Source organism: Amycolatopsis sp. CA-230715, from assembly GCF_018736145.1.
GTDB lineage: Bacteria > Actinomycetota > Actinomycetes > Mycobacteriales > Pseudonocardiaceae > Amycolatopsis.
Genome location: NZ_CP059997.1, coordinates 6463174 through 6479290, shown reverse-complemented (window position 1 = coordinate 6479290; position 16117 = coordinate 6463174). Strand labels below are relative to the sequence as shown.

The 16117-nt window shown below is 70.5% G+C and carries 15 protein-coding genes; 5 read left to right on the top strand and 10 right to left on the bottom strand.

Features of this window, described 5'->3' with window-relative positions; translation table 11 throughout:
* Position 1: 1 nt before the first annotated feature.
* The 3 genes from HUW46_RS31105 to HUW46_RS31095 form a co-directional block, all read right to left on the bottom strand.
* Entirely contained in the window at positions 2–2119 is a 2118-nt protein-coding gene (locus tag HUW46_RS31105) for an AfsR/SARP family transcriptional regulator (protein ID WP_215542327.1), read from the bottom strand.
* Between the two features lie 162 nt (positions 2120–2281).
* Complete coding sequence (locus HUW46_RS31100; RefSeq protein ID WP_254125061.1) at positions 2282–3751, bottom strand: amino acid permease; 1470 nt, start codon at positions 3749–3751, stop codon at positions 2282–2284.
* Positions 3752–3948: 197 nt separating this feature from the next.
* Entirely contained in the window at positions 3949–5301 is a 1353-nt protein-coding gene (locus HUW46_RS31095; RefSeq protein ID WP_215542326.1) for an NAD-binding protein, read from the bottom strand.
* A gap of 166 nt (positions 5302–5467) precedes the next feature.
* Here HUW46_RS31095 and HUW46_RS31090 point away from each other — a divergent pair, with 166 nt between their 5' ends.
* The 3 genes from HUW46_RS31090 (at position 5468) to HUW46_RS31080 (ending at position 9055) form a co-directional block, all read left to right on the top strand.
* Entirely contained in the window at positions 5468–7126 is a 1659-nt protein-coding gene (locus HUW46_RS31090) for a helix-turn-helix domain-containing protein (protein ID WP_215542325.1), read from the top strand.
* Between the two features lie 184 nt (positions 7127–7310).
* A complete protein-coding gene (locus HUW46_RS31085; protein ID WP_215542324.1) occupies positions 7311–7967 on the top strand; it encodes a response regulator transcription factor in 657 nt (218 codons plus the stop codon).
* Positions 7964–9055, top strand: a complete 1092-nt coding sequence (locus tag HUW46_RS31080; RefSeq protein ID WP_215542323.1) for a sensor histidine kinase — start codon at positions 7964–7966, stop codon at positions 9053–9055. The genes HUW46_RS31085 and HUW46_RS31080 overlap by 4 nt, the downstream gene beginning before the upstream one ends.
* Positions 9056–9149: 94 nt before the next feature.
* Here HUW46_RS31080 and HUW46_RS31075 read toward each other — a convergent pair whose 3' ends face one another.
* The 5 genes from HUW46_RS31075 to HUW46_RS31055 form a co-directional block, all read right to left on the bottom strand.
* The gene (locus HUW46_RS31075) at positions 9150–9431 is read right to left on the bottom strand and encodes a hypothetical protein (protein WP_215542322.1); all 282 of its coding nucleotides are present in this window, start codon (positions 9429–9431) and stop codon (positions 9150–9152) included.
* 151 nt (positions 9432–9582) lie between these two features.
* Positions 9583–9864, bottom strand: a complete 282-nt coding sequence (locus tag HUW46_RS31070; protein ID WP_215542321.1) for a hypothetical protein — start codon at positions 9862–9864, stop codon at positions 9583–9585.
* A gap of 191 nt (positions 9865–10055) precedes the next feature.
* Positions 10056–10796, bottom strand: a complete 741-nt coding sequence (locus HUW46_RS31065) for an isocitrate lyase/PEP mutase family protein (RefSeq protein ID WP_215542320.1) — start codon at positions 10794–10796, stop codon at positions 10056–10058.
* Complete coding sequence (locus tag HUW46_RS31060; RefSeq protein WP_215542319.1) at positions 10793–11245, bottom strand: carboxymuconolactone decarboxylase family protein; 453 nt, start codon at positions 11243–11245, stop codon at positions 10793–10795. The genes HUW46_RS31065 and HUW46_RS31060 overlap by 4 nt, the downstream gene beginning before the upstream one ends.
* On the bottom strand, positions 11242–11703 hold the full coding sequence (locus HUW46_RS31055) for a carboxymuconolactone decarboxylase family protein (protein WP_215542318.1): 462 nt from the start codon (positions 11701–11703) through the stop codon (positions 11242–11244). Before HUW46_RS31055 ends, HUW46_RS31060 begins: the two co-directional genes overlap by 4 nt.
* 46 nt (positions 11704–11749) lie before the next feature.
* Between HUW46_RS31055 and pdxR the strand changes: the two genes are divergently transcribed.
* The gene (gene pdxR / locus HUW46_RS31050) at positions 11750–13135 is read left to right on the top strand and encodes a MocR-like pyridoxine biosynthesis transcription factor PdxR (protein WP_215542317.1); all 1386 of its coding nucleotides are present in this window, start codon (positions 11750–11752) and stop codon (positions 13133–13135) included.
* 46 nt (positions 13136–13181) lie between these two features.
* Positions 13182–13859 (top strand): MBL fold metallo-hydrolase, encoded by a 678-nt coding sequence (locus tag HUW46_RS31045; RefSeq protein ID WP_215542316.1) that lies wholly within the window; start codon positions 13182–13184, stop codon positions 13857–13859.
* On the opposite strand, the gene meaB is transcribed toward HUW46_RS31045, so the two are convergent.
* On the bottom strand, positions 13833–14816 hold the full coding sequence (meaB, locus tag HUW46_RS31040; protein ID WP_215542315.1) for a methylmalonyl Co-A mutase-associated GTPase MeaB: 984 nt from the start codon (positions 14814–14816) through the stop codon (positions 13833–13835). The genes HUW46_RS31045 and meaB overlap by 27 nt on opposite strands.
* Positions 14816–16003, bottom strand: coding sequence for an acetyl-CoA C-acetyltransferase (locus tag HUW46_RS31035; protein WP_215542314.1), 1188 nt, complete (start codon positions 16001–16003; stop codon positions 14816–14818). Before HUW46_RS31035 ends, meaB begins: the two co-directional genes overlap by 1 nt.
* Positions 16004–16117: the final 114 nt, after the last annotated feature.

The window sequence follows — 16117 nt, the reverse complement described above, 5'->3', positions numbered from 1 at the left end:
GCTACGTGCTGGCCGCGAGCGCTTCCCGGCGCCGTCCGGTGGTGCCGCGGCGCTCCGCCACGACGCCGCCCCGTTCCCACCGGCGGCCGCGCAACGGGAAGAGCGGGATCAGGAAGTGCGCGATCCGCCCGGCGTGCACCGGGAACCCGAATTCCTTCGCCAGCAGGATCACCTGGACGAAGTTCGCGGATTCCGCTTCGCACCAGCGCACCGCGGAATCGTGGTCGCGCAGTTCCGGTGGGGGCACGGAAAAGGACGGCGGCCCCGCCGGGATCCTGCCGAGCGGCAGCAGGCCGTCTGCCAGGATGACGCCCTGCAGGTACCAGTCGAGGAGCCGCTGGACGGCGCGGGCACGCTCGGCCGCGGATTCCTCGGACTCGAACCGTTCCAGCGCGTAGATGCGCAGCAGACCGTGGACGCGGTAGCGACCGGGCAGGTGCTCCTGCAGCAGGTGCGAGCCGATCAGCGCGCGCACCGCCCGCCGCGCGGCACCGACTTCGATTCCGGCCAGTGTCGCGATGGCCTCGATCGAGAGGCTCTCCCCCGGGAATACTCCGAGCACGCGGAACATCCGGACGGCGTCCGGTGGCAGCGCGTCGTAGGACCACGAGAAGACCGCGCGGATCGTGTAGTGGTCGTCCTGCGCCGACAACAGGTCCAAGCGCCGCGCTTCGACGCTCAGCTCGTCCGCCAGCTCCGCGAGCGTGTGCCGCGGCCGCATCGCCGCCCGTTCCGCGGCGATGCGCACGGACAGGGCCAGCAGGCCGCAGGCGCGGACGAGCACGCGAGCGGCTTCCGGTTCGCGCTCGACGCGGTGCTCGCCCGCGATCGCGCCGAGCAGGCCGACCGCTTCCCGCTCGTCGAAGACGCCGACGGAGACCGCGGCCGCGCCGTCGGTCACCGAGAGCCCGCGCAACCGGTTGCGGCTGGTGACCACGACGAAGCAGCCGTCCGAGCCCGGCAGCAACGGCCGCACCTGCGCCGCGGTGGCCGCGTTGTCGAGCACCAGCAGCACGCGCGCGTCCGCCAGCAGCGTGCGCAGCAGCCCCGACCGGCCGTCGAGACCGGTGGGCAGGTCCTCGGCTGGCACGCCCAGCGCGCCGAGCAGGCTCGCCAGCGCGTCCTCGCTGCGCATGGGCCGCCTGCCGGGACCGGCCCCGCGCAGGTCGAGGTAGAGCTGGCCGTCCGGGAATCGGGACGCCACCCGAGCCCCGAAACGGGTGGCCAGCGCGGTCTTACCGGAAGCGCCTTCGCCGTGCAGGACGACCACCCTGGGCGCCGAGTCCGCCCGCGAGAGCCGGTGCAGCGCGGTCAGCTCGGCGGCCCGCCCGACGAACGGGCTGATGCCGTGCGGCAACTGCGCGGGTTTGGCCACCGGCACCGGATCCTGGCCGCGCTCGCGCGCCGCCGCGACCCCGTCGCCGAGGGTGTCGGTCAGCAGTGCCTCGGACCGCCCGCCGAGCTCGCGGGCTTCGGCGGTGTGGCCGCAGGCGGTGAGCGCTTCGATCAGCGCGGCCGTGAGCCGCTCGCGCAGCGGGTGTTCCGCGACCGGGCGCCGGAGCCGCGCCACGACCTCCTCGTGCTCGCCGAGGCGCAGCTTCGCCGCGGACCAGGATTCGAGGACGTCCAGCCCGCGCTCGGCGTACCACTCGCGCTGGTACCGCGCGAACGGGCTCGTGACGTCGTCGAAGGCGGTGCCACGCCAGCAGTCCAGCGCCGCGGTGAACTCCGCCGCCGCCTCCTCGTGGCGCCCCTCCGCGTAGAAGCAGGCCCCGGCGTCCGCGCGGGCGGTGAACCGGTGCGCGTCGACCGCGTCGGCGGACAACTGGAGCCGGTACCCCGCCCGCTCGGTCAGCAGGATCGTGAACGGCTGGTTCCGCGCCTGGCGCGGTTCGAGAACGCGCCGCAGCGAGGCCACATAGGACTGCAGGTTCCCCTTCGCGCTGGCCGGGGGATGCTCTCCCCAGAGCATCGCGATCAGCTCGGTACGGGACACCGGGTTCGGGCAGCGGAGCGCGAGCGCGGCGAGCAGCGCGCGCTGCAAGGGGCCGCCCAGTGCCGCCGGGCGGCCGTCCACGGTCACCGCGATCGGACCGAGCACCCCGATCTCGACGGCCACGGCCACCTCCTCCTGTCGACAACTTACCTCAACGGGTCAATTCGGAAAGATCTTCGGATAACCGATAACGTCGTTTCACGGATCGTGGAAGATGTCCGGAGGGTGCGCCTGGCTGTCCCGGGGAGGGGGTGCCGGGACAGCCAGGTCGTCCCTTCTTCTGCGCTACCGCGCGGTCTCGGATTCCGGTTCCGCCGCGGGCTTCGCGAGCAACGACTTCCGTCGGCCGTAGGCGAAGTAGATCACCAGCCCGATCGCGAACCAGATGCCGAACCGAAGCCAGGTCGCCGGGTCGAGGAAGGTGATCAGCCACAGCGAGAACCCGATCCCGATGAGCGGCACGACCGGCATTCCGGGGCATTTGAAGCCGCGCGGCAGATCCGGCCGCTTGTACCGCAGGACGATCACCGAAACGCACACCAGAACGAAGGCGAGCAGAATTCCGATATTGGTGAGTTCGGCGGCCTCCCCGATCGGCAGCACACCGGCGAGCACCGCGGAGGTGCCGCCGAGCAGCCACGTCATGCGCGCGGGGACCTGCTTGCGGGGATGCGTCTTGCCGATCCACTTCGGCAGCAGGCCGTCGCGGCTCATCGAGAAGCCCACGCGCGAAGCGCCCATCATGAAGGTGAACAGCACCGTGAGAATGCCGAGTATCGCGCCGATCGCGATGATCGCCCCGATCAACGGCAGCCCGACGGAGGCGAAGGCGCTGGAGAAGGCGCTTTCGGAGTTGATGTCGGCGAACGGGACCATCCCGGTCAGCACCAGGCAGGCCAGCACGTAGAGCACCATGGAGATCGCGAGCGAGTACAGGATCGCCTTCGGCATGTGCTTCTGCGAGTCCTTGGACTCCTCCGCCGCGGTGCTCATCGCGTCGTAGCCGAACACCGCGAAGAACACCGTGGCGGCGCCGGTGAACGCGCCGGAGAGGCCGAACGGGAAGAACGGGTTGTAGTTCCCCGCCTTGATGTGGAACGCGCCGACGACGATCACCACGAGCACGACCGCGACCTTGAGGTACACCAGCGCGGTTTCGAACCTGGCCGCGTTCTGCATGCCCTGGTTGAGGATCCAGGCGATGAGCAGGCACAGCAGCACGGCGAACAGGTTGACCTTGTAGCTGCCCGGCTCGACGCCTGCCGGTTCGGTACCTGGCGCGCCCATCATCCACTCCGGAAGTCCGATGTGGAGGAAGCCGAGCAGATCGTTGAAGTAGCCCGATATCCCGATCGCGACGACCGCGACGATGGCGGTGTATTCGAGTAGCAGGTCCCAGCCGATCGCCCAGCCTACGACCTCACCGAGCACCGCGTAGCCGTAGGTGTAGGCAGAACCCGCCTTCGGGATCAGCCCGGCGAACTCGGCGTAGGAGAACGCGGCCGCGGCGCTCGCGACCCCGGCCACCAGGAACGAGATCAGCACGGCGGGGCCGGCCTTCTCGTTCGCCACGGCACCGGCGAGGGAGAAGATCCCCGCACCGATGATGCCGCCGACCCCGATCGCGGTGAGCTGGCGCAGGCCGAGTTCGCGCTTCAGGCCGTGCTGCTGGCCGGGTGAGGACCCGATCTGGTCGATCGGTTTGCGGCGGAACATCGACGACGTCGCCTTGCCCGCCTTGGTTGTGGTGGTCATGTTCTGTTTTTCCCAACTGCGCACCATTGCGCTTGATCGTTAGTTTGAACAGTCTTCGGACCGGTAGGGATCGCAGCGAAGGCACCGCCGCTCGCCGCAGCCTTCGCACCGGGTCAGCCGGTGCCCGCACGCGCACTGGCGGGTGCCGTCCCGTACCCGCCGTTCGGCGAGGACGATGACGGGTGCCAACTCCGTGATCACGGGACCTCACCTCCGACGGCGACCGGCTCGAACCGGCCGGTTCCTTCCCAGTCCCGCACGTCGCGAACCGTGCCGTCGGCGAGCAGGGCGTAGACCCCGCTGCCCGCGGTGAAAGTGGCGCGGGGAGCGAATCCCATGGCGGCCGCGGCGATGAAGGAACCTCCGATCGCGTTGACATCGCACGCGGTCGCGATGCGGAACAGGGACTGCGATTCCGCGGTGACGTCCTCGCGCCCACCGGCGCGGAGCACGATCTTCTGCTCGGGTGCCACGGCGCGGGCGGCCACCGCGACCGCGATGTTGTCCATCACCTCCGACGACACCGCGACGATCGCCCTCGCCCGTGGCAGCGCCAGCTTCTGCAACAGGAAGCGGTCGCCGCCGCGGCCGAAGATCACCGGTATGCCAAGGGATTTGGCCAGCGGCACGCAGTCGGCGGCGGCGTCGCGTTCCACCGCGACCACCCGGAGGCCGAGCCGCTGCAGTTCGAGGCACGGCCGGATGCCGACCTGACCGAGCCCGACCACGATGACGTGCCCGCGCCTCGGCACCGCGCGGGCGCCGACGATCCCGGTGAACCGGCCGGAGGTCACGCGGTCCACCAGTCCCGCGGTGAACAGCGCGGAGAAACCGAGAACGCACACCAGGGTGAACGCGGACAACGCCTGGTACCACCCGGGAACGTGGTCCGAAGCCGGTGCCGGTCCGACGGTGGTCAACGTCTTCGCCGCGTTCCACAGCGCCGTCAGCACGTTCTCGTGCAACGCGAAAACACCGAGCAGCGTGTCGAGGACCAAAATGGACAGCAGCCCGGTCAGCCCGGCCAGCAGCGCGCGGTTGGTCCCGTCCAGTGGCCGGAACTGCGCCCGCAGCCAATGCCGCGCCTTGCGCCCGTCGACGGAGTCCGCGGAGACCCGGTGCACCCCGTACCGCCCGTCCTCGCCGCGGCGCACACCGAGGCGCGCGCCGTCCGGTGCCGTGCACAGGCTCACCAGCTCCCCGTCGACGCAGGGGCCGAGCAGCGCGGGAACCAGCGCGTCGGTCATGCCGAGCACCGCGCAGTTCGGCACGGACCGGACCACCTCACCCGCGACGGTCTTATCGAAAAGCGTTACGAGCAAAGGAATCCCGGGACGCACGTGCTCGACGAGCAGTGCGAGGCGGAGCACCTGGATGTCGTCGCGGGACACGATCACGACGATGTCGGTGGTGTGCAAGGGGTTCTCCAGCTCGTCGTGGAGATCCTCGACCGACGGAGAACCCAGCCGTCGCAGATCCGCACCCCACGCCGTGGTGTAATCGGCGACCGCGTCGGTGAGGGCACCGTCGCCGATCAGAAGTAGGTGCATCGCGCTGCCTCGCTCGTAGACGTTTTCGCGTTGCCGAGAACCATAGAAGGCAGTTGGGCCACCGTAGACGGTCCGTTTGGACACCGTTCACCAGTTAGCATTGTCCGATCGAACAATTCTGCTGGACGATGCTGACCAGGCGTCGGTCACCCGAGGACGGAGGGCGATGGAACCGCACGAAGCCGCGACCGGCGGCGCCAGCCTCCGCCAGCTGATGGTGGCGCTCGGCACGCCGGTGGCCGATCTGGTCGCCGCCCCGGACGGCCTCGACGTCGAGGTCAACGACGTCGTCATCCTCGACCCCGACGACGAGCCCGACTCGTACGCGGGGGACTTCGTCCTGATCATCGGCTCGCGCGGCAGGGCGGCCGCGCGCCTGGTCAAGGACGCCGCCCGCCGGGGCGCTTCGGTCGTGGCCGTCAAGGTGGGCGACCGCGACGGCGCCGTCGCGGACCTGCGCGCGGCGGCCACCGACGCGCGCGTCGCGGTGCTGGCGGTCCGCCCGGAAGCGCGCTGGGACCAGCTCGACTCGCTGGCCAGGCGCGCGGTCACCGACGCGAAAGCCGCGTCCCCCCTCGACGGCGACGACGCGAACGACCTGTTCTCACTGGCGCAGACCATCGCGGCGCTCACCGGCGGCAGCGTGAGCATCGAAGACAGCGCGAACCGCGTCCTGGCGTACTCGCGCTCGGACGACGAAGTGGACGAGCTGCGCCGACTGTCCATTCTGGGCAGAGAAGGCCCCGCCGACTACCTGGCGATGCTGCGGGAATGGGGCGTGCTCGACCGGCTCAACGCCGGTGACGACGTCGTGCACGTCGAAGAACGACCGGAGCTCGGGGTCCGCAGGCGGCTCGCGATCGGCATCCGCGCCGATTCGGAGCTGCTCGGCTCGATCTGGGTGCAGGAGGGCGCGAACCGGCTGACCGACCAGGCCGAAGGCGCCCTCCTCGGTGCCGCACGCGTCGCGGCACTGCACCTCGTCCGCCGGAAGACCGAAACGACTTCGGGCCTGCGGCTCCAGGAAGAGCTGCTGCACAGCGTGTTCGAGAACCGGGTCGACGCGGCCACCCTGGCCAGCCACATCGGTGCCGATCCGGCGAAGCAGGCCGTCGTGGCGGTGTTCGCCCCGCACGGCACCGACCAGCGGGCGGAGACCGACCGGCCGGCCAGGGAACTGCACAGCGCGGCCATCAGCAACCTGGTTTCCGTGCACGCCGCCGCCTACCGGCGCACCGCGCTGACGACCGCGATCGGCTCGCACGTGTACGTGCTGCTGCCCGATCTGCCCACCGGCAGCGGGGACGCGCTCGCGCTCAGCCTCGCCCGCGAAATCGTCGCCGCCGCCCGCAAACGCCTCGGCAGGCGGGTCCGCGCCGCCGTCGGGTCCGTCGTGGACCAGCTGGGCGCCGTCGTCGAGTCGCGCCACACCGCGGACCGCGTCATGAACGTCATGGCGCGGGGAGCGAACGACGTCGCCACCATGGCCGACGTCAGGGCCGAGGTGCTCGTGTCCGAAACGCTGTCCCTGATCGAAGGCAACCCCCACCTGCGGGACCCGCGCGTGACCAGCCTGATCGCGTACGACCTCGATCACGGCTCCGTGCTCGTCCCGTCACTCGTCGCCTACCTCGACCTGCTCGGCGACGTCCGCGCCGCCGCCCGCGACCTGCACATCCACCCGAACACGTTGCGCCACCGGATCAAACGGGCCGTCGCCGTCAGCGGCCTCGACCTCGCGGACCCGCGCCAATGCCTCTTCGCCCACCTCCAGCTCCTGGCCGCGGCGAACGGCCAGCCCGCCGATCCGGCACGGCCGGGCTGAGGAGGCGGCACGATTCGCATCGCCTTCGGGCGCCTATTTAATCCACGACGTGGGCATATTCCGGCCCTGTGCCGGAATGCCGATGTCGCTGGTCAGCACGGGTGACGGGAAGAAAGGTCCGACTGAATTGTCCGTATGTGCCTTTTGCTTGCCGTGCTTTCCCGTCCCGTGCTAGCGAGGAATCATGCGCATCCTGGTGGCCGAGGACGAACGAATGATGGCGGACGCGATAGGCGAAGGCCTGCGCGACAACGCGCTCGCCGTCGATGTCGTCTACGACGGCGCCGCCGCGCTCGAAAAGGCTCGCGAAACCGAGTACGACGTCGCCGTGCTCGACCGCGGGCTCCCCCTGGTGCACGGTGACGAGGTCTGCCGCTCGCTCATCCACGAACGCCCCGGCACGCGGCTTCTCCTGCTCACGGCCGCTTCCACCGTGCAGGACCGGATCTCCGGGCTCGAACTCGGCGCCGACGACTACCTGCCGAAGCCCTTCGTCTTCGGCGAACTCGTCGCCAGGGTGCGCGCGCTCGGGCGGCGCAGCACCCTGGCGGCGCCGCCGCTGCTGCGCCGGGCAGGCGTCACCCTGGACCCCGCACGGCACCGCGTCCTCCGCCACGACCGCCCGGTCTCCTTGACCAAGAAGGAGTTCACCGTGCTCGAAGAGCTGCTCCGGGCGAACGGCGCGGTCGTCTCGGCCGAACGGCTGCTGGAAGTGGCGTGGGACGCGAACATCAACCCGTTCACGAATGTCGTGCGCGTGACCATGACCTCCCTGCGCCGCAAACTCGGGGCCCCTTCGGCCATTCACACCGTGTCCGGCGTCGGATATCAGATCCCGTGAAGCACTGGCCGCTGCGCGTCAAACTGACCCTCGCCTACACCCTGCTGACCGCGGTCACCGGTGCCGGGCTGCTCGGCCTGGTCATGCTGCTGTCCGACCCGGTGTTCCCCGCGGCGACCACCACCATGGACGCCGTCTCCGGACTTCCCGTGGCTCTGCCTCCGAGCGATTCCCTCGACATCCGGGGCACCGTCAGTTCGTCGCTGTTGGAAACCGGTGCGATCGCGCTGGTGATCGTGGTGGCGGTGGCCGCCGTCCTCGGCTGGTTCACCGCACGGCGCGCGCTGCGCCCGGTCCGCTCCGTCACCGCCGCCGCGCAACAAGCCGCCGGGCACGACCTGAGCACGCGCATCCGCATGCTCGGCCCCAGCGACGAGATCAAGGAGCTCGCCGACACCTTCGACCACATGCTCACCCGGCTGGAACGCTCCTTCGAAAGCCAGCGCAGATTCGTCGCCAACGCCGCCCACGAGCTCAAAACCCCGGTGGCGGCCCAACGAACCGTCATCGAGGTAGCGATCGCCCGGCCGGGCACCGACGCCGGGACCGTCTCACTCGGACACAAACTCCTCACCGGCCTCGACCACCAGGAACGCGTCCTCACCGGACTCCTCGCACTGGCCCAGAACACCGAAACCGTGGGCAAGAAGGACCTCGTCGACCTGGCCGACCTCGTCCGGGGCCAGCTCGGCCACACCGCGGATCACCTCGAACTCCGCACGCACCTCGACACGGCCGAGGTGCGCGGCGACGCCGTGCTCCTCCAACAACTCGTCCGCAACCTCGTCGACAACGCCTCCGTCCACAACGAACAGAACGGCTGGGTGTCCGTCCGCACCAGGCAAGCGGGACCCGAATGCGCCCTGGAGATCTCCAACAGCGGCCCCCGCATCGACCACTCCGATGCCGATGCCCTGTTCGAACCGTTCCAGCGGCTCTGCTTCGACCGCGCGGACCCGCCACCGGGCAGCGGCCTCGGCCTGTCCGTGGTGCGTGCCATCGCCGAAGCGCACGACGGCTCCGCCACCGCGGACCCGCGCGCCGAAGGCGGACTCACCGTCCGGGTCACTTTGCCCGCGGCACCTTGAAACCGCAGCACCTTGAAAACCGCAGTCACGTGAAACCGAAAGGCCGGTCGGAACCCCGTACCAGGGTTCCGACCGGCCAGGAACGTCCGTCCCGTCAGGGGTTCGGCATCTCGTCGACCACGAAGAGGTTCTTCTCGAACTCATCGGGAACGATGGCGGAGATGTAGGGGTCCGAACCCTTCATGCACTCCCTGCCCTGCGCGCCCGGCACGCCAGGCAGATCCTGCACGGCGTGAATGCACGCGTCCATGGTCTCGTACCCCTGGTAGCTCCCGACGATCAGCGGGTAGGCGAACGCGGTGCCGGAAGCCAGCAGCGAAATACCGACACCAGCGGCACCGACCACCACGGCGGCCCTGAGCTTGCTCGTCTTCACGGGGATACCTCCATGTTTTCCACTCGCACTTGTCGTATGTGGACGGTCAGTTTTTCACTGTCCACACGACATCAGTACCGCATCCCGGCGCACACCGGACCAGATCTTGTCCGATCGATTCGACGGGGATGGCGGGACGGGAAACCCGCGATCAGGGAACGTCGTCGACCACGTAGAAGTTGTTCGGGTTGGGCACGATGTTCCTGATCTCCTCGTTCGTGCCCTGCAGGCACTCCCTGCCCTCCTGGCCCGGCGTCCCCGGGACGGTCTGCACGGCGTGGATGCACGCGTCCGTGGTGGGGTACCCGTTGGGGTCCCCGGCGATCACGGGTTTGGCGGATGCGGTTCCCACGGCCAGCAGCGAAATACCGATACCGGCGATGCCGACCGCGACAGCCTTGAGCTTGCCCGTCTTCACGGGTAACACCTCCATGTCTCCAAGCCACCTCTGTCATATGTGGACGGTGAGTTTCCCACTGTCCACATGACATCAGTACCGCATCCCAGCACGCACCGGAACAGACCTTGCACGATCAGCCACCGAGGGATGGCGGAACAGGAAACCCGCTTGCGGCGCGAGAGGGCTGAGCCTTCCCCCAGGAAAGCTCAGCCCTCTCGCGTTGCTCAGTAGACGTCTTGACCGCTGGAAAGCGCTTCGAGATGGTTCCCGATCGCGGCGCGCGCCAGCCGCCACAGACCGGTGCCCAGCGAGACCCGTGCGACGCCGAGCGCGCCGAGTTCGGCCAGCTTCGGTCCCGCCGGGAAGTAGGTCGCGTTCACCGCCGCCGGTGCTACTGCGTCCACAAAGGACTTCAGCAGGTCCGCGGAGCGCACGTGGATCGGGAACACGCAGTCGGCACCGGCCGACAGGTAGGCGCGTGCCCGGTCCACCGCCTCGTCGAGGGCGTCTTCCTCGTGGTCCGCGCGGAGGAACGCGTCCACCCTCGCGTTGACCACGAGCCGGTCACCCGCCGCGTCCCGCAGCGCGCCGAGCAGCTCGACCTGCTCGGCGAGCGGACGGATTCCCTTGCCCGGCGCGGTGTCCTCGAAGTTGCAGCCCACCGCACCCGCGCCGATCAGCGCGTCGGCGAGCTCCGCGCCGGAGAGCCCGTAGCCCGATTCCGCGTCGACGGTCACGGGCACCTCCACCGCGCGGGCGATCCGGCCCGCGGCCGCGAACATCTCCGCGGCAGGCGCCCGCTCCCCGTCGGAGTAACCGAGCGCCGCCGCCACCGCCGCGGAACTCGTTGCCACCACGGGAAAACCCGCTTCGACGACCAGCCGGGCGCTGTCGGCGTCCCACGCGTTCGGCAGGATCAGCGGGCGCCCCGGCACGTGCAGCGCGCGCAGCGCCCCCGCCGTCACGGCAGGTCCTTGCGGGCGGTCACCGCGAGCCGGTTGAAGGTGTTGATCACCGCGATCGACCACGCCACGGCGATGTACTGCTCCTCGGTGAACACGGCCGTCGCCCGGTCGTAGACCGCGTCGGGCACGTCCTGGGTCTGCGACAGCGTCGTCATGGCCTCCGCCAGCTCCAGCGCCGCGCGTTCCGGTTCGGAGAACAGATCGGTCTCGCGCCACGCACTCAGCACGAAGAGCCGTCGCGGATCCTCACCGTTCTCGACCGCTTCCTTGGCGTGCATGTCGAGGCAGAACGCGCAGCCGTTGAGCTGGGACGCCCTGATCTTCACCAGTTCGACCAGCGTCTTGGGCAGCCCGGCGTCCTTCGCGCTCTTCTCGACGAGCGCGTGCACCTTGAGCAGTTGTTTGAACTCGTCCCGCTGGGGATCGCCGACCAGTATCCGCTTGCTCATTTCGTCCTCGGCAGGGGTCGGTGGCTCGTCACGCTGAGCCGGTTGAGGGTGTTCATCAGGGTCGCGCCCCACACGACGACGCGGTACTGCTCCTCGGTGAGCACCGAGGTCGCTTCCGCGTAGACCTCGTCGGGCACGTCCTGGGTCTCGGACAGCCGCGTGATCGCCTCCGTCAGCGCCAGCGCGGCGCGCTCGACGTCGTCGAACAAATCGGTTTCACGCCACGCGCTCAGCACGAAGAGACGACGGGGGTCCTCCCCCAGTTTGAGGGTGTCGTGCGAATGCAGATCGCAGCAGTAAGCGCAGCCGTTGAGCTGGGAGGCCCGCATCTTGACCAGTTCGATGACCTTCGGGTCCAGCCCCGCCGCGGTGGCCGCTTTCCCGTTCTCGAGGTACAGGCCGATCAACGCCTTGTGCGCGTCCGGCACACCGGGTGACAGTGGGATTCTCTTGCTCACGACAACCACGCTAGCCGAAACTGGCCCACGAGTATGGTCCAGTTCTATGACACAATCGTGGTCCAGTCCGGGCTGGGACGTCCACCTCGGCTGGCGCCCCGAGCACGGCAGGCACGGCCTCGCCGAGGCGTTCCGCGCGGCGATCCGGGACGGCAGGCTCGCACCGGGGACGACGGTGCCCTCCACGCGCGCGCTCGCGGCGGATCTCGGCGTCGCCAGGGGCACCGTGACGCGCGTGTACGCCGATCTCAGCGCGGAGGGCTACCTGCGGACCAGCCAGGGCGCGCCGACCCAGGTCGCCCCGGTGGGCAGCGCGACGGCGCCCGCGCCCGGCGCCACCGTGCGCCCGGCCCCCGCGCGCCGGTGGACGCTCATGCCCGGCCGCCCCGATCTCTCGTCGTTCCCCCGCGCCGACTGGCTCGCGGCCACCCGCCGGGTGCTCCAGCACGCCCCGGCCACCGCGTTCGGCTACGAGGAGCAGCGCGGCCCGTTCGCCTTGCGCAGCGCGCTTTCGCAGTACCTCGCCCGCGCCCGCGGCGTGGTCACCGATCCCGACCGGATCGTGGTGTGCGGCGGGTTCTCGCACGCGATCGCGGTGCTGAGCCGGGTCCTGCGCGAGCGCGGTACGGCCGAGATCGCCTTCGAAGACCCGTCACTGCCCCGATTCCGGCACGTGGCCGCGAGCAACGGGATCACCGTCACCGGGGTCGACGTCGACGAGCACGGCGTCCGGGTGTCCGAAATAGACAGTCCGGCGGTGGTGGTGACCCCGGCGCACCAGTACCCCACCGGTGCCACGCTCGCGCCGTCGCGGCGAACCGAACTCGCGCGCTGGGCGGCGGAAACCGGTGCCGTCGTGATCGAAGACGACTACGACGGCGAATTCCGCTTCGACCGGCAGCAGGTCGGCGCGCTGCAGGCGCTCGCGCCCGAGCACGTGGTCTACGTCGGCACGGCGAGCAAGACCCTCTCACCCAGCCTCCGGATCGCCTGGCTGGTCCTCCCGCGCGCACTCGTCGAACCGGTGCGCGCGGCGCTGACGGCCGGCGGCTGGCGGCCGCCCGTGCTCGACCACCTCGTGCTGGCGGACCTGCTCGATTCCGGCGCGTACGACCGGCACGTGCGGCGGTCCCGCGCGCGCTACCGCGACCGCCGCGACAAGCTCCTCGCCGCGCTGCCGGAAGCGGTCACGCCGCGGGGGATCTCCGCGGGGCTGCAACTCCTGCTGACGCTGCCGGACGGCGTCACGGAGGAGCGGGTGCACACGGCCGCCCGCGCCAGGTCGATCGAGCTCGAAACGCTGCGCCGCAGCTGGATCACGCCGGGAGCGAGGCCGCAGGGCATCGTGTGCGGGTACGCGGCACCGGCCGACCACGCGTTCGCGCCGACGCTGGACGCCTTCCTCGCGCTGCTTTCCGACGTTCTGCCGTGAGCTGATCCGCTGGCACCGCAACGGTTTCCACGGCTACGGTGACGACGTGGACGTCATCGAAATCTCCGAACGCCTGCACCTGCTGCGCTTCCCCATCGGGCAGGCCTACCTTTGGCGGGACGACGACGCGATGACGCTCGTCGACTCCGGTCCGCCCGGCTCCGCACCGGCGATCATCGAAGCGCTCGACGCGATCGGCCCGCTGGCCAGGATCATGCTGACCCACTTCCACGGCGACCACACGGGTTCGGCGGCGGCACTGCGCGCGGCCACCGGGGCCGAGGTGATCGCACACCGGGCCGAAGCCGCGCTCATCCGCGGCGAAGTGCCCGCCCCGTTCCCCGACCTGCTCGACTGGGAACGCCCGCTGTGGGAACAGATCGGCGAGCCCGAGCTGCTGACCGGTCCGCCCACGCACGTCGACCGCGAAGTCGCCGACGGGGAAATCCTCGATTTCGGCGGCGGCGCGCAGGCCCTGTCCGTGCCGGGCCACACCGACGGGAGCCTCGCGCTGCACCTTCCCGCGCACGGCGTGCTGTTCACCGGTGACGCGATCGCCAACACCGAGTCCGGGCCGATCGTCGGGGTCTTCAACACCGATCACGAGCAGGCCGCGAAGTCCTACCACCGGATGGCCGCGCTCGACGTCGGCATCGCGTGCTTCGGGCACGGAGATCCCTTGCGCACCAAGGCGGGATCAACCCTGCGGGCCGCCGCTCCTTGACCGGCGCAGGTCGTCGATGACCGCGTCGGCGGCCGCGTACGGGTCCAGCTCCCGGTCGACCACGCGCCTGGCGAGCTGGGCCAGCCGGTCCCCGTCGCGCAGTTCCTCCAGTTCGGCGCGGAGCTGCCGCATCGCGATCGCTTCCACCTCGCCCGCGGCCCGCGCGGCGCGGCGGCGGTCGAGTTCGCCGTACGCCCGCAGCCAGTCGTGGTGCTGCTCCAGCGCGGCCACCACGTCCTCGACGCCGTCGTTCTCCGAGGCCACCGTGCGCACCACGGGCTGGCGCCAGCTCGGGCCCCTGATCTCGCGGCGCGCCATCGCCATCATCTGCTTCAGCTCGCGCACCGTGGCGTCCGCGCCGGGCCGGTCCGCCTTGTTCACCACGAACACGTCCGCGATTTCGAGCACCCCGGCCTTCGCGGCCTGGATGCCGTCACCCATGCCGGGCGCCAGCAGCACCACGGTGGTGTCCGCGAGCCGGACAACGTCCACTTCGGACTGTCCAACCCCGACGGTCTCGATGAGCACCACGTCGAAACCCGCCGCGTCAAGCACGCGCACCGCCTGCGGCGTCGCCCACGAAAGGCCGCCGAGATGGCCCCGCGTGGCCATCGAGCGGATGAACACCCCGGCGTCCGTCGCGTGCTCGCCCATCCGGACCCGGTCGCCGAGCAGCGCGCCGCCCGAGAACGGGGACGACGGGTCGATCGCGAGCACGCCGACGCGCAGCCCCGCCTTGCGCAGCGCGGTGAGCAGCGCCGAGGTCGATGTCGACTTACCGACCCCCGGCGGGCCGGTCAGCCCGACGACGCGCGCGTGCCCGGTGTGCGGAGTGAGCGCCGCGGCGATCTCCCGCAGCTGCGGATGCGCGTCCTCGACGAGCGAGACCAGCCTGGCGATCGCGCGGTGCTGCCCGGCACGCGCGCGATCGACCAGCTCGCCGACGTCTACCCGCACTACCGCCCCGGAACGCGGAGGAGCAAAGCGTCGCCCTGGCCACCGCCACCGCACAGCGCGGCCGCGCCGAGGCCGCCGCCGCGGCGCGCCAGCTCGTGCACGAGGTGCACCGCGAGCCGGGCGCCGGAGGCCCCGATCGGGTGGCCGAGCGCGATCGCGCCGCCGTTGACGTTGACCTTTTCCGGGTCGAGGCCGAGCTTTTCGGTCGACACCAGGCCGACGGCCGCGAACGCTTCGTTGATCTCCACCAGGTCGAGTGCCGACGCGTCGAGGCCCGCCTTGGCGAGTGCCGCGTTGATCGCGTTGGACGGCTGCTCGTGCAGGCTGGCGTCGGGCCCGGCGACCACGCCGTGCGCGCCGATCTCGGCGAGCGCGGTGAGCCCGAGCTCCTCGGCCTTGGCCTTGCTCGCGACCACGACCGCGGCGGCGCCGTCGGAGATCTGCGACGCCGACCCCGCGGTGATGGTGCCGTCGGAGGCGAACGCGGGCCGCAGCTTGCCGAGCCCGTCGGCGGTGGTGTCGGCGCGCACGCCCTCGTCGACGCTGAACAGCACCGGGTCGCCCTTGCGCTGGGGCACCGGGACCGGCGCGATTTCGGCGTCGAACAAGCCCTTCTCGATCGCCGCCGCGGCGCGCTGGTGCGACCGCGCGGAGAACTCGTCCTGCGCCGCGCGCGTCACCCCGTACCGGGTATTGTGCTTCTCCGTCGACGCGCCCATCGCGACCTGGTCGAAGGCGCAGAACAGGCCGTCGTAGGCCATGTGGTCGACGAGCGTGGTGTCGCCGTACTTGAACCCGGACCGCGATTTCGGCAGCAGGTGCGGCGCCTGCGTCATCGACTCCTGGCCGCCCGCGACCACGATGTCGAACTCGCCCGCCCTGATCAGCTGGTCGGCGAGCGCGATCGCGTCGAGCCCGGACAGGCACACCTTGTTGATCGTCAGCGCGGGCACGTCCATGCCGATGCCCGCCGCGACCGCGGCCTGGCGCGCCGGGATCTGACCGGCGCCCGCGGTGAGCACCTGGCCCATGATCGTGTACTGGACCTGCTCCGGCGCGACACCGGCCCGTTCCAGCGCCGCCTTGATCGCGACACCGCCCAGCTGCGCGCCCGAGAAGTCCTTGAGGGACCCGAGCAATCGACCGATCGGGGTACGGGCGGCACCCAGGATCACGGAACCGGACACAATTGGCCTCCAAGCGACGTCGTTGTACCCCCATATTCTGTCCTCGTTCGCCTTCCAGCGCTGTGAGTAGGGGCACAACCGGGTGCTGCAACGATTCCGCAATGGGTGCGATCC